Annotated in this window: 12 protein-coding genes and 2 pseudogenes; 5 read left to right on the forward strand and 9 right to left on the reverse strand. The window is 69.0% G+C overall.

Going from position 1 to position 13,147, the window contains the following annotated elements:
• Positions 1-41: 41 nt before the first annotated feature.
• Positions 42-914: a universal stress protein gene (locus ACIPSA_RS29375; RefSeq protein ID WP_402639696.1), complete on the forward strand. Its 873-nt coding sequence runs from the start codon at positions 42-44 to the stop codon at positions 912-914.
• A gap of 1 nt (position 915) precedes the next feature.
• Here the strand turns inward: ACIPSA_RS29375 and ACIPSA_RS29380 are convergent, their stop codons facing one another.
• The 4 genes and pseudogenes from ACIPSA_RS29380 to ACIPSA_RS29395 form a co-directional block, all read right to left on the reverse strand.
• Entirely contained in the window at positions 916-2,151 is a 1,236-nt protein-coding gene (locus ACIPSA_RS29380; RefSeq protein ID WP_402639698.1) for a DUF4032 domain-containing protein, read from the reverse strand.
• Between the two features lie 30 nt (positions 2,152-2,181).
• Positions 2,182-2,928: an MBL fold metallo-hydrolase gene (locus ACIPSA_RS29385; protein ID WP_402639700.1), complete on the reverse strand. Its 747-nt coding sequence runs from the start codon at positions 2,926-2,928 to the stop codon at positions 2,182-2,184.
• A gap of 84 nt (positions 2,929-3,012) precedes the next feature.
• Positions 3,013-3,099, reverse strand: a pseudogene (locus ACIPSA_RS29390) (alpha-ketoglutarate-dependent dioxygenase AlkB); the annotation flags it as partial.
• Between the two features lie 16 nt (positions 3,100-3,115).
• Positions 3,116-3,852: pseudogene (locus ACIPSA_RS29395) on the reverse strand (ferritin-like domain-containing protein).
• Between the two features lie 206 nt (positions 3,853-4,058).
• Here ACIPSA_RS29395 and ACIPSA_RS29400 point away from each other — a divergent pair.
• Complete coding sequence (locus tag ACIPSA_RS29400; RefSeq protein WP_402639878.1) at positions 4,059-4,427, forward strand: hypothetical protein; 369 nt, start codon at positions 4,059-4,061, stop codon at positions 4,425-4,427.
• 5 nt (positions 4,428-4,432) lie between these two features.
• Here ACIPSA_RS29400 and ACIPSA_RS29405 read toward each other — a convergent pair whose 3' ends face one another.
• Positions 4,433-5,446: a PAS domain-containing protein gene (locus ACIPSA_RS29405; RefSeq protein ID WP_402639701.1), complete on the reverse strand. Its 1,014-nt coding sequence runs from the start codon at positions 5,444-5,446 to the stop codon at positions 4,433-4,435.
• Between the two features lie 218 nt (positions 5,447-5,664).
• Between ACIPSA_RS29405 and ACIPSA_RS29410 the strand changes: the two genes are divergently transcribed.
• Together ACIPSA_RS29410 and ACIPSA_RS29415 are read left to right on the forward strand one after the other, a co-directional pair.
• Positions 5,665-6,144 carry a MarR family winged helix-turn-helix transcriptional regulator gene (locus tag ACIPSA_RS29410; RefSeq protein ID WP_402639703.1) on the forward strand — a complete coding sequence of 160 codons (480 nt, stop codon included), beginning with the start codon at positions 5,665-5,667 and terminating at the stop codon, positions 6,142-6,144.
• Between the two features lie 549 nt (positions 6,145-6,693).
• Entirely contained in the window at positions 6,694-7,284 is a 591-nt protein-coding gene (locus ACIPSA_RS29415) for a hypothetical protein (protein ID WP_402639705.1), read from the forward strand.
• A 497-nt stretch (positions 7,285-7,781) separates the two neighbouring features.
• Here ACIPSA_RS29415 and ACIPSA_RS29420 read toward each other — a convergent pair whose 3' ends face one another.
• Both ACIPSA_RS29420 and ACIPSA_RS29425 read right to left on the reverse strand, forming a co-directional pair.
• Entirely contained in the window at positions 7,782-8,120 is a 339-nt protein-coding gene (locus ACIPSA_RS29420) for a hypothetical protein (protein ID WP_402639707.1), read from the reverse strand.
• A 485-nt stretch (positions 8,121-8,605) separates the two neighbouring features.
• On the reverse strand, positions 8,606-9,961 hold the full coding sequence (locus ACIPSA_RS29425) for an NAD(P)/FAD-dependent oxidoreductase (RefSeq protein ID WP_402639709.1): 1,356 nt from the start codon (positions 9,959-9,961) through the stop codon (positions 8,606-8,608).
• 222 nt (positions 9,962-10,183) lie between these two features.
• Here ACIPSA_RS29425 and ACIPSA_RS29430 point away from each other — a divergent pair, with 222 nt between their 5' ends.
• Positions 10,184-10,444, forward strand: coding sequence for a DUF5133 domain-containing protein (locus ACIPSA_RS29430; protein ID WP_402639711.1), 261 nt, complete (start codon positions 10,184-10,186; stop codon positions 10,442-10,444).
• Between the two features lie 168 nt (positions 10,445-10,612).
• On the opposite strand, the gene ACIPSA_RS29435 is transcribed toward ACIPSA_RS29430, so the two are convergent.
• The gene (locus ACIPSA_RS29435; RefSeq protein WP_402639713.1) at positions 10,613-11,767 is read right to left on the reverse strand and encodes a LuxR C-terminal-related transcriptional regulator; all 1,155 of its coding nucleotides are present in this window, start codon (positions 11,765-11,767) and stop codon (positions 10,613-10,615) included.
• A gap of 60 nt (positions 11,768-11,827) precedes the next feature.
• Positions 11,828-13,093 carry an IS21 family transposase gene (gene istA, locus ACIPSA_RS29440; RefSeq protein ID WP_402639715.1) on the reverse strand — a complete coding sequence of 422 codons (1,266 nt, stop codon included), beginning with the start codon at positions 13,091-13,093 and terminating at the stop codon, positions 11,828-11,830.
• Positions 13,094-13,147 lie beyond the last annotated feature (54 nt).

The raw sequence follows: 13,147 nt of genomic DNA on the forward strand, positions 1-13,147 counted from the left end.
AGACTGGCCCCGGAGCACCCGGATTATCAGGAGGCCTGGACATGAAGCGCCCGATCACGGCAGGGGTCGACGGTACGGAGGAGAGTCTCGCCGCGCTGGCCTGGGCGGGGCGGGAGGCTGTACGCCGGGAGCTTCCGCTGCGCGTGGTGCACGCGTGGCGGTTCCATCCGCACGAGGCGGACGGCACCGGGGACCGGGAGGCACAGCGGCGATGGGTGTCGGAGGGCGTCGCGGAGGCCGTGCGCGCCGTCACCGAGCGCCATCCGGAGCTGCCGGTGACCGTCGACGTCGTCGAGGGGCACGCCGCCGAGGTGCTGGCCGGGGCCGCCGCCGAGGCGGAGATGCTGGTGCTCGGCTCGCGCGGTCACGGGGCCGTCGTGGGGTTCCTGATCGGCTCGGTGGGACAGCAGCTGATCGCCGAGGCCGAGCGGCCCGTGGTCCTGGTGCGCGCCGGGGACCGGCCCGCGGCGGAGGCGGCCGGGCGGGAGGTCGTCGTGGGCCAGCAGGGCGGCCCCGAGGACAGCGCGGCCGCCCTGCGCTTCGCGTTCGAGACGGCGGCGGCCCGCGGGGCCACCGTCCGGGCCGTACGGGCCTGGACGCTGCCACCTGTCTTCGCCTACAGCCCGGCTTCGGTCAAGCTCCTCGACGACGCCGACGGCCTTGAGCCGTACGAGAAGAAGGCGCTGGCCGAGGCCCTGGAGCCGTGGCGGGAGCGCTTTCCCGCCGTCCCCGTGGCCGAGCAGGTCGAGATGGGCAGCGCGGGCCAGGTGCTGCTGTCCGTGGCCGGGCAGGCCCAGCTGATGGTCGTCGGGCGCCGCGCGCACCGCACGGCCGTCGGCGCCCGCATCGGCTCGGTTGCGCACGGGGTGCTGCACCACGCCGACTGCCCGGTGGCCGTGGTCCCGCACGACTGACCTACTCCGGCGTCGTCGGCTCCAGCGTCTCGCGGGCCTTGGGGAGGACGTTCTCGATGTAGTCCTGCACCGCCGTGTCCAGGCCTATGTCGTGCTGCGCCCGCTCGGACAGGTACCAGCGGTGTTCGAGCAGCTCGTGGTAGATCTCGGCCGGGTCCATGGAGCCGCGCAGGTCGAGCGGTACGGCGCGCACGGTGGGCCGGAAGACGTCCCGCACCCAGCGGTGGGCCAGCACTTCGGGGCGCGCGGCGAGGGGATCGCCGGGCCCGTAGTCGTCCTGGGTGGCCATCCAGCTCTCCAGGTCGTTCAGCAGCCGCCTGGCCTGGTTCTCCTCGGTGTCCAGACCGGTCAGGCGCAGCAGCTGGCGCTGGTGGTGGCCGGCGTCGACGACCTTCGGCACGAAGGTGACCGTGTTGCCGGCCGGGGAGTGCTCGATCTGCATCTCGGCCACGTCGAAGCCGAGGTCGTTGAGCCGCCGTATCCGGCGCTCTATGTAGTGGTACTTGCCCACCGGGTACACGGACGTGCGGGTCAGCTCCTGCCACAGGCTCCGGTAGCGGGCGCAGATCTCCGTGCCGAACTCGATCGGGTCGACGGACGGGTGCAGCGCCCCGGACGCCTCCAGGTCCAGCAGCTCGCCGCTGATGTTCACGCGCGCGAGGTCGAGGTCGTACTCCCGCTGCCCCGGGCTGAGCCGCGGGTGCAGATCGCCGGTCTCCGCGTCCACCAGGTAGGCGGCGTACGCGCCCGCGTCCCGCCGGAACAGCGTGTTGGACAGCGAGCAGTCGCCCCAGGCGAACCCGGCCAGGTGCAGCCGTACCAGCAGCACGGCGAGGGCGTCCATCAGGCGGTGCATGGTCGCCGGACGCATGGTCGTCTCGAACATCGAGCGGTACGGCATCGAGCCGCCCAGGTGCCGGGTGACCAGCACCGACTCCAGCGCGGCGCCGCCGTCATCGGTGCGTCCGGTGATCACGGCCAGCGGGTCCACCGCGGGGATGCCCAGCCGGTCCAGGTCGCGCAGCAGCTCGTACTCGCGCAGCGCGGGCCGCTCCGCGAGCTCCTTGGCGGCGATCACCTCGTCACCGGCCCGGGCGTAGCGCACGACGTGCCGGGAGATGCCGCGGGGCAGTGGCACGAGGTACTCCTCGGGCCACTCCTCCAGGGGCACGTCCCAGGGGAGTTCGAGCAGGAGCGCGGGGTGCTCCGGGTTGGTCGCGCTGATCTGCAGTGCCATGGGACGAACCCTAAGGCCCTGTACAGGACTTCAGAACGCCCGTTCGCGAGCCCGCTGTGCCGCCTCGGGCACGGGGCCGTGGTGGACCGGGCCGTGGCCGGGCAGCAGGGTGCCGCCGTCCAGCGCCTCGATCAGGTCCAGCGAGGACACCGCGCGGGCTCGCTCGTGGTGGAACATGCCGGGCAGCAGTTGTGGGCCCTTGACGCGTGAGGTGGCATGGCCGGTGACGAGGGCGTCGCCGGAGATCACGATCCCGGCGTCCGGCAGGTGGAAGACACAGTGCCCGTCGGTGTGGCCGGGGGTGTGCACCGGGACGGGCCGGCCCGGCAGGTCGAGGGCTCCCGCGCGGGGGAACGCCTCGGGAGCGGTGACGGGGTGCTGCTCGGCGCCGCGGACGCGCAGCACGTGCACCAGCCACGGCACGACGCCGGGCCGCCAGGCGTTGCGCACCACCTGGCCCACGCTCACCTGCTGGAGGAAGTCCCGGCGGGCGTGCGGGACCTCGGCCTCGTGGAGGTGGACCGGCGTGCCGTACGTGTGGCGCAGGTACTCGGCCGAGCCGAGGTGGTCGTTGTGCGCGTGGGTGATCAGCACGGCCGCGACGGCCTCCGGCGAACTGCCCACCGCCGTGAGGGAGTCGAGGAGTCGCTGCCGGTCCCCGGGGTAGCCGGTGTCCACCAGCGTCGCGGCGCCCCCGTCGGTGAGGATCACCCAGTTGGTGTTGCTGCCGTGCACCAGGTAGGTGCCGTCGGCGACCTGGTGAATGTCTGCCCGCATGATCTTCCCGTGTCCTGAGCACCCTGCCTGACGGGATACAGCCAACCAGATGCCGGGGCCCACGTCAGGCGGGGTGCCGGAGGCTCACTGCACTCCGTGCGGGCGGTACTGCACGCTGATGCGCGGACCCGTCGCGCGTGCGGTCTTGGGTACGCAGTGTTCCCAGGTCCGCAGCAGTCCCGCAGTCTCACTTGCCACCGCTCCGAGTCACCTGACGGCCCATCACCAAAGTAAGCGTCAAGGCAGCAACAGCACCGCCGGTATCCGCCCTCGGGCGCCCGGCGTCGATGAGCCCCTGGGTCACGACGTCGGGCGCAGTGCCCGACGCTCCCCAGCCGCCGGGCGGCACCGTGCCCATGGGGAAGGCAGGAGGCATGGGTATCTCGTCCCCGGCGAAATCCCACCGCACCGGGTCTTCGGAGGTCCTGATCAGTTTGCGGCCGTGGTGGATCTCCTGGAAGACATAGAAGTGGGCGAGTTCGCCGCTCTCACCGGGGAATGGATTCTCCGGTGACGCTGCTGTTCCCTCGCCCTGCTCCTTGATCACGTCGATGGCCGCTTCGACGTCCGAGAAGGAGGTGATCGCCACGAGGCTGTTGCCGGCGCCTTGGTCGGACGTGTCGCGGGTCAGCTGCCGGTTACCGCGGATCAGGTCGGTGTTGTCGCGGAACACGTCAAGGATCGCGGTGTAGAACGCACCGATTGAGGTGTCGGCCCCGGCCCTGGCGATCGGTTCCTCCGGCTCCTCGATCCGGAAAACAGTTCCACGGACTCCTTCGTCAGCCCGCTGAGGGAGACGATCAGCCCGGGGGGAACCCCGCCGGGCAGCGGGCCGGGGTAGGTCGGCACCGTTCTCCCGTCGGCGAGACGGGGAGCGCCGCCGATGGTGGTGAGGAGATTTCCGGCACGGCCCAGGTGAGACATCTCGTCGAAGACGATGCGCCGTATCGCTTCGCATCCACCGCCGTCCTGGTCCTCGATGGCCCAGATCGGCGCTCTCGCTCGAGGCGGCTGATCCACCGGTCAATCCCTTTGCGTGACCGAGCAGGTCACCTCTAGCGTGCAAGCGCATAGGAACCGTGCGCCAGGGCAGCGCGCCACACGAATGAGGAGCAACCGCCGTGGGAACCATGGTCTCGGTCAGGGGCTGGCTGCAGTGTGACGACGGACAGCTGGCCCAGATCAAGGAGATCGTGGAAGCAGACGATCCGCAGCGCACCTACAGCGGGGGCTGGGCCTTCCCCGCTCGGCAGTACAACGCCGTCAGGTGGGCCTTCTACGGGGGCGACATCCGCGCGGTGTCCCTCGACTGGTTCGAGGAGAGGTTGCGTCGGATCGCCCGGATCCCGGCCTCCTATCAGGATGACGAGTACGACGAGAGGCCCCGGGGGCTGTTTCTGGTCAGCCACGACGTCGACGGCATGAGCGAGTGGAGGGTCCACAACGGCCGCCTAGTGATCGGCCTCCCGGATGGGGACTACCACTACCTCGACGCCTAGCTGGATCACGAAGTCGCACTGGAGTACTGGCCACTGACCGGTGAGGAAGCCGGGTGCCACTGCGTCTCGCCCGCGGTGGGACGCGCCCCTGCCGCGAAGAACTCCGGCCGCTGTCCGGCTCGGCGCAGCAGAACGGGACCCGAGGGAACGGGCGCGGGCAGCTCACCGCCGAAGACCGCCTCGAACAGGTCGACGCTGACAACGTCCGCGAAACGGGGCACGAGGAGCTCAGCGAGCTCGTCAGCCGTCCCCTCCACTTCCAGGCCGGCGCCAATGCGGGTGCGGGCCTCGCCGAGCAGGGCCAGCCGTTCCCGGGACTCGTACTGCTGGGAATAGTCGTACGCCGTCATTGCCACCGCGCGCACCAGGCCGGCCGGATCCTTGAGCGGGAAGTAATCCACGGTCCAGGCGTGTGCCTTCGGTTCGCCGGGGACCTTGAGGAAAGCCTCCCTCTGCGCCGGGTCACCCGTCGCGGCCACCCGCCGGATCCATCGGTCGTTCTCGATCAGCGGGGCATCGGGGATCAGTTCGCTGATGCGCTGATCGCGGAGTTCGTCCTCGCGCAAACCGGTAGCCCGGGCCATCGTCTGGTTCTGCTTCAGGTTCCGGGCTTCGCAGTCGAATATCCCGAGATGAGCTGGATGCTGCTCGAACATCCATCGCATCAATGCCTCGTCTCCGGGTTCCTGCGCACTCGACCGAGCCTCTGCCACCCGAGGCTCCGCGGTCAGCAGAAACCCGCCCGGCCGTTCACCGGCCACCAATGGAGACACGCTCACCTGCGCCTCGACAGAGCGGCCGTCACGATGCAACAGCGCCGCCCCGTCGGTAGTGAAGAGACAGGTGAGGGACTTGCCGACGACTTCTTCGGGAGCGTAACCCCACAGCGCCTGCGCAGCGCTGCTCCAGAGGATTATCCGGCCAGAGGGGTCCAAGACGGCGATGGCCGCGGCCGTGTCAATGCGGACCCGTGCCGATCCTGCAGGCAGCGGACCGGACCATGCGTGGGAATGCGTCATGGTGCCCTACCCGGTGCGCCGTGCCGGATGACCGCCGGATTACCCATGCCCATCGGCTCTATCCACGATCGTTCCACGGCTGACCGCCGTCAAGGCGAGCGCCCAGCACCCCGATCCGATCCCGCACCGGCGTCGCGAGGCGCAGGGGAGGCAGACTCAGCGCATTTGATTTCAAACGATACCGTATTGAATGAATTGATAGCTGGTAATCTGGGAGTGTGACGACCGACTTTCCTCACCCGACCGCCGCCTCGCGTGCGACCGACCGCCCCGGGGACACCTCGCCTTTCGCTCTCGGCCTGCTGCTGCGCCGGGCGCACTGGCGTGCGGCCGCGGTGATGACGGAGGCGCTCCGCCCGCTCGGCATCGAGTTGCGGCATTTCGCGGTGCTGCTCGTGCTGGTCGACCGGGGGCCCACGGTGCAGCGGGACCTGGCGGCGGCGACGGGGTCGGACAAGGCGGGCATCATGCGGGTCGTGGACGACCTGGAGCGCATGGGGCTGGCCGTACGCAAGACCGTTCCGGGGGACCGCCGGGTGCGGGCGGTGGAGATCACGCCTCAGGGCGTCGAGCTTTTCGACGCGGCCCATGTGGCGGCGCAGCCGCTGGCCGAGCGGCTGGTCGCCGAACTCGGGCCCGGCGAGCCCGAGCGGCTGACGGACCTGCTGACCCGGTTCGCCCATCCCGCACAGGCGTAAGCACGCCCGCGTGACGGTTGCCCGGTCGCTGGATGCCAACGTGGGACTGCACATGATGTGAGCCACGGGCTGCGTTGATATTGCCATGCCAACACGTCGCACTGTTCGCGACCTTGCCGCCACCAGCGAGTCTCTGACAGCCGAGGCCGCCCTGCTCGGGGGCCACCTGCGCATGCTTCAAGAGGCGATCGACACCGTCGACAGCCGCATCAGGGCAGTCTCAGGCACGTTGTGCCGGCTGCGCCGCGCGTCTTCCGGCCGGCCGAAGCTCCAGACAGTGAGGAACGCCGCGGATCATCCGCTGAAAGGATGCCGGCGGTCGGGTCGGCTCGTTGCCATGACCCGGTCCGCGCAGCCGGGACTGCGGGTGGAAGACCGTAGGATTGCTGACGCGTTTTCCTGACCGTTCCATAAGCCTCCGGGGAAACCGTGGGCCCCTCCGATGCATCCGCATTCCCTTGGGTCGCTGCATATGATGTGGGGGGCTCATTCCCGCGTTCAGGCCGGGCGGCACCGCAGGTGGGCCGAGGCGCGGCAGAAGGGTTGAGGATGAGAGGAACAGACCACACAGTGCATGACGTCGAGGTCACTGCTGAGAGTCTTCAAGAGGATTTGGTCCGCCTGCAGATCCAGAAGCAGGCGCTGGAAAGGGAACTTGCTGCGGTCGTGGCGCATCTCGGCTCGGTGCAGCGGGCCCTGAGCGCCCTGGAGACTCTGATGCGTGGTCCGGCTGGTACGGCGGCTTCGACGGGCACGGCCGGTACCGCAGTTGCGGGGCGGCAGGCTGCGCAGCCTGCCGCCCCGCAGACGCACTTCCCCCCCTCCGGGTCCGCGGACGCCACCACGACGTCCACGCCTCGGGCTCAGGAACCGGAGAGCGGCAAGGACGCGGAACGTCCTCTTACGGCCGACGCCGACACGGACGGACAGAAGAAGTACGGCATGCTCACCGAGCAGATCATGGAGTACTTCGCCACAGTCGGCGATGCGGACGTGCGGGCCCGTGATGTTGCCGCGGCTCTGGGGCGTGACTCCGACAGCGGAAGCATCAACGGGGTCCGCAGCACACTCGATCGCCTTGTCGGCACGTCCCGAATCCAGCGGACCGGCCGCGGCCTCTACCACGCCAAGGGTTTCTAATACCGCAGCCGCACCTGGGGTGTGTGGCCTCGGCGTTTGCAGGGTGCCCCTTTTGCGGCTTCCGGGGCACGGATGGCGGTCAGGTAGGCAAGGGCGGCCATGGAGAGCACCAGAGGCGGGCCCGTGACGAACGCAGTGGGCAATGGCGGTCGGATCGCTGATGCTGCGGCGGGCCAGGACCCTTCGGTGAGTTGCCCGCGCGTCACGATCGTGGTCCTCCCGGCTCCGCCTTCCAGGCGGATGCGAATCGGCGCAAGATTGATCGGGACACCACACAGGTCCAGTCGCAAGTGTGGCGTTCCGGACACCGATCACGGGGGATGTGTCCACGGCGCCCGGAACGCTGTGATCATTCTATCAAACATTTGCTTTCCTGCGGGCCAAGCAGACATCGACGGCGAAGACAGTGTGACTCGTAGAGTCAGAACATGTGATCTGGCCGCCCGTCGTCGGCAGTCCGGGGCGGATCAGAGGTGAGCGGAGCGAACGCCGATGGCTCAGTTCAACGTCCCCAGGATCACAGCGACACACAGCATCGCTGCGGTGATCAGAGCCATCGCAATCGCCGTTCCGCGCAGCCAGCGCCCGAAGCGGACGTGGTGCTGCTCCTCCACCACGCTGATGCGGTCTGCGACGTGCTCCGTGACCATGCGGGCGACGTACTTCTGCTCGTCGAGATACCACCGCTCGATATCCGTCCTCTGCTCCTGGGTCAGCCCTGGCGCCCGCGCGGTGAAGGCTGCCACGCGCCGACGTGCCGCTTGCAGATGAGCCTCCCGGTAGAGATACGTCTCGATATCGGTGAGGCCGCGTGCGACCTCCTTACTCGCGTCCATAGTGTCCTTCAGAGGGAAAGCGGGAAGCCCAGTTGCGGTGATTCCGGGAGGCGGGAGTGAGTCGGCCCGTCAAGTCAGTCGCCGTGGTGAGTAGGCGCGATGTAAGAAGCATCAACGCCGGGAAGGAGGTCACCACACCGGAGCCCGGCGACGAAGTAAGGACTGCGGGAGTCGGGGAACACGCGGCGGTGCTCCCCGATGTCGGTGGGGGCGGCACGCACGAACGTCTCGAGTCGGAACTGGTCGGGGCCGGCGATCTCGCGTACGCCGAGGAGAGGCCTGAAAGAAGCAGTGTGCGCGACAAGTGTGGCAACTTCCGCGCAGGACACCGGCCGGATCTGGGCGGGCGCCACCCGGATGATCCGGTCTTCTGTGGCAGCATCGGCAACCGTGGGCCTTCAGATCAAATGGACGGGGCAGTCCGCCTGTCTGTGACACGCGCCGGCTCACGCTCCAGGCCGTCCTGCTGGGCCTTTCCGGCATGCTCATGCGGCCGGGTGGTCGCTCGCCCGGCTCTCACTGGGGCGGTGCGGATTGCCGCTCGTGACGAACGCGTCCCGTGGATGCTGAACGGAGGCAAGGGAGACGAGATCCCTGCCCCACAGCGCGGCGGTGAGCCAGACGGTGAGAACGCGGATCTTGCGCTCCCAGCTGGGCACAGCCAGGACGTGATAGCCCCGGTGCATCAGCCAGGCGGGAAGTCCCTTGATGACGATGCTCTTGTACTGGAAGATGCCTCGTCCGAGACCCAGCGTCGCCACGACTCCCAGACTGCTGTGGCGATAGTTTCGGATTCTGCCCCCGTGCAGGCTTGCTGCGATGTTCTTTGCAAGGCGCTTGCCCTGCCGCACGGCGTGCTGGGCGTTCGGCACCGTACGCGCTCCCGGTACGGGAGAAGCCAGGTCCGGAATGGCCGCATCGTCTCCCGCCGCCCACGTATCCGGCACGGGTTCGCTGTCGGTGCCCACACGCAGATCAGGCCGTACTACGAGCAGGCCCCGCTCGTCGACGGGCAGGTCCGTGTGGTTGTGCACGACCGGGTTCGAAGCGTTCCCAGCGGTCCAGACGATCAGCGCGGAATCGAATTCCGCTCCGTTGGACAGCACAACGTGGCCGGCTTCGGCAGAGAGCAGCTGCGTGTTCAGGTGGACGTGCGCGCCACGGTGCTCCAAAGAGCGCACGACCCAGCCACCAGGCTTGTCCCCCACCTCGGGCAGGATTCGGCCTCGGGCCTCGACAAGGTGGAACGACAGATCCTCGAAGCTCAGTTCCGGGTAGAACTTGACCATCGCAGTCGCCAGCGACAGCAGTTCACCGAAGCCCTCGACGCCCGAGAACCCGCCGCCCACGAACGTGACGGTGAGCAGCTTTCGTCGCTCGGCACCAGGCGGCAGTGACGCCGCCTGGTCGAACGCCGTCATCAGCCGGTCGCGAATGGCCACCGCCTCCTCCACGTGCTTCAGGCCTATCGCCTGCTCCGCCAGCCCGGGTATGGGGAAGGTGCGGGTCACGGCACCCGCAGTGACCACGAGGGTGTCGTAATGAAGTTCGTAGTCTGCTCCGCCCGCAGAGCGGACGGCCACCGTCCGGTCTGCGTGGCGGATCCCGGTCACGCTCCCGGCGATCAGCCGGGTGCTGCGCAGGTGCCGCCGCAACGACACGGCAGCGTGACGTGCCTCGACCGATCCAGCCGTCACCTCCGGCAGGAAGGGTTGGTAGGTCATGTAAGGACGCGGGTCGACCACCGTGACCCGTGCCTCGCCCGTACGAAGCTTCTTCTCAAGGCCCCATGCGGTGTAGAAGCCCGCGTAGCCACCACCGACGATCAGAATCTCACGCATTGGTCCCTCTTTTTGTTGTTCGACACCAGATAGACAGGACGGGCCAGGACGGTGTGACACGGACGCGGCGGTGGAGCCACATTCGTCACAGAAGTTGGGTGCAACCGGTCTTCACCCAAGACAGCGGTGTGAGCCACGAAGGCAACGAATGCTGTCGTTGCCGAGCGTGAGATGTCGGCATGAGGTGCCTGTGTGACTCGAACGTCGAGAGAGGGCCTGGCTGTGCTGCTCGTTCCGGATCCGAAGGTCGTCAGAAGGCTGCTGACCCAGTTCGCGTCCCTGCAGATCGCGCTCGCCGAAAGCGAGGGGCTGGAAGGGGCTTGCGAGCTTGAGGACGTGAGTTACACGCTGTGCATCACGATGGGAACCCGGAACGTGTACGAGGCCGTAGCCGCCGCGGACGCGCTGCTCGTGGCCCGGGCCGGGCGGGGGAGCGTCGTCCGGGAGCCGGATGGCAAGGACGGTTTGCCGGTGCCCGTCTGAGGCCTTACCAGGACGGCAACGCCTGGTCGACGAGGAGGAACTGACCCAGCGGGCCCACCTGCCCGCTCCGCGCCCGTGGACTGACTCGGCACATCGGCTGGACCGAAGGAACCCCGCTTGGTGGGAGGGCAGCCATGGAGAACATTCGGCTGATGCCGGACCGGCACGTCACTCCGGGCCGCCGGAGAAATCGGCCTCGGACTGTTCTTCGTGGAGGGCGGCGAGCGCGGCGGCGAGCTTGCCTCGGCTGGTGATGCCCAGGCGCGGATAGATCCGGTACAGGTGAGCACCGACAGTACGGTGAGAGATGAACAGGCGTTGGCCGATCTCCCGGTTGCTCAGGCCCTGTGACGCCAGCACGGCTATCTGCAATTCCTGGGCCGACAGCTGCTCGCTGGTGTGCGCGTGCCGCCGACCGCTCGACTCGCCGGCGGCACGCAGCTGTTCGCGGGCCATCTCGGCCCAGGGGTGCGCGCCGACCCGGTCGAACTCGTCGCGGGCGAGTCGAAGCGGGTTCCGGGCGTCCACGTTGCGGCGTTGCCGGCGTAGCCAGCGGCCGTGGTGCAGGTGCAGCCGGGCACGCGACAGCATCCAGCCGGCCGGCAGCGCGGCGAGCGCCGCGGCGTAGCGCTCCTCCGCTGCGTCGTCCCGAGCCAGCACCGCGTCGGTGTATGCGTGCGCCACCACCATCATCTCCGAGGGCAGCTGTCCGGCCAGCTCCGGAAGGTCGGCCAGTAGTTCCCGGGCCTGCTCCACGGCTCCGGCGGCCACCGCGGCGTCCGCCAGGTCCGGCGCGATCAGCCAGCGGCTCACCGAGTGGTAGTGCGGGTCGGTCTGATCGAAGGCACGCGCGAGGACCTCGTACGCCTCGGTTGCCCGGCCGTCGAAAAGAGCCAGGAGACCGTCGCTCTGTTGCGCCATCACGGTGGCGAACGGCATGCCGGGGAACAGGCTGTGGGATCGCAGTTCGCGGACCGCCCGCGCCGCGGCCTCGGTCTCACCGCGCAGCGTTGCCACCAGGCCGGCCATCGCTTTCAGGCCCAACCAGACGATCCACTCCCCGATCTCCTCGGCCAGGACAAGCCCCTCGGCGGACTCCTCGCGCGCCCGGTCGAGCTGACCGAGGTACACCCGCGGCCAGGCGCCGGCCAGCGAGCGGGCGAGCAGCCCTAGCCTGCCCTGCGACCGCCACGCCGCGGCCGCCAGCGCCAGGTACCGCGTCGCGCGGCTGAGATCGCCGATGACCATCGCGCCGCTGCCCAGGAAATGCAGGATCCGGCCGTCCTCGCGGTTCGGCTTGAGGTCATCCTGCCGCGCGATCACCTCGGCGCGGGCGGGTGGCCGTGGTGGTGTTCTGGCTGGTAGGGGTGGTGGTGCGGGCCATCAGGTGTCCTCCTTTCCGCCTCCGCCCTCGATGAGGGTGAACATGCGGTCGTAGCTGCCCAGCTCTCGCTGTTCGACCTCGATGCCGAGGCTGTCCGGGGCCAGGAGTGCGGCTCGGGCGACGTGTGCGCGAGCGGCCTGCTGCTGCCAGACCTCCTCGCGTAGTTGCCGGACCGCACCTGCATGCTCGGGGTCGGTGATCGACTGGTGTCTGGCCCAGCAGCGGGCATGGCGGGCCACCAGGTCGTCGCCGCAGGTCACGGTGATCTCCTCGGTGTCGCTGCGGACGGTGACGAGGTGACCGATCGCGCGCGGGTGGACGGAGTAGTCGTTGGTGTCGAGGCGGATGTAGTGGTCGCGTCCCAGGCGGGTGCGCAGCGGCCACCAGTTGGGCGGATCGACCGGTGGAACGGTGAGCATCGCCGCGCGGTCCGCCTCCCAGCGATCCTGTGGCCGGGCGTCGATGCCGCGGTGATGACGCCGGTTGGCAACCTGCAGCCACGCAGCAAGCTGGGCGTTGAAGTCGTCCGGACCGGTGAAGACACGCCCGGGCAGGAAGCTGGTCTCCAGATAGCCGTTGGCGCGCTCGACCAGCCCCTTCGCCTCCGGATCCCGGGGCCGGCAGAGGTGGACCCGGATGGCGAGCAGGCCCGCGAACGCGGCGAACTCGCTGGTCAACCGGCCTTTGCCGACGCCGGGCTCGTTATCCCAGACCAGCGTCTTCGGCACGGCCTGCCAGCCGGTCAGCAGGTGCCAGTGCCCGTCGATCAGGTCGCCGGTCTGCCGTGAGGGAAGCATCCGGGCGGTGATCACCCTGGAATAGCCGGAAACGATGACCAGCACCGGCGGGCGCCCGGTCTGACCATAACCGAGCGGGATATCGACCGGTGGGAACCACAGGTCGCACTGCGCGATCTCGCCCGGCTCATAGACCGTGCGCGAGACCGGGTCCACCGGAAGGTAGGCCGGCCGCAGCTCGCGCACCCGCTCACGCAGGATCGTCAGCCCGCGTTCCCAGCCGATCCGCTCCGCGATCACCGTCACGGGCATCGTCGGTGTCCGCTTCAAAAGCTCCCGCACGGCCGGCTCGACCGCGTCCACCGCCGAGCCTTTCGGCGCCCGCCGGTACTGCGGCGGCCGGTCCGAGGCCAAAGCACGCAACACGGTGTTCCTGGAGATCCCCAACTGCCGGGCCACCGCCCGTGCCGACAGCCCCTCAACCCGGTGCATCCGGCGGATCTCAGCCCAGTCCTCCACGTCGATCACCTCGCTTCCTCCTGACCCCAGACAGTGAAGTCAGGATGATCAAGAGATCGCGGA

It is taken from the genome of Streptomyces sp. NPDC086549, from assembly GCF_044746205.1.
Lineage (GTDB): Bacteria > Actinomycetota > Actinomycetes > Streptomycetales > Streptomycetaceae > Streptomyces.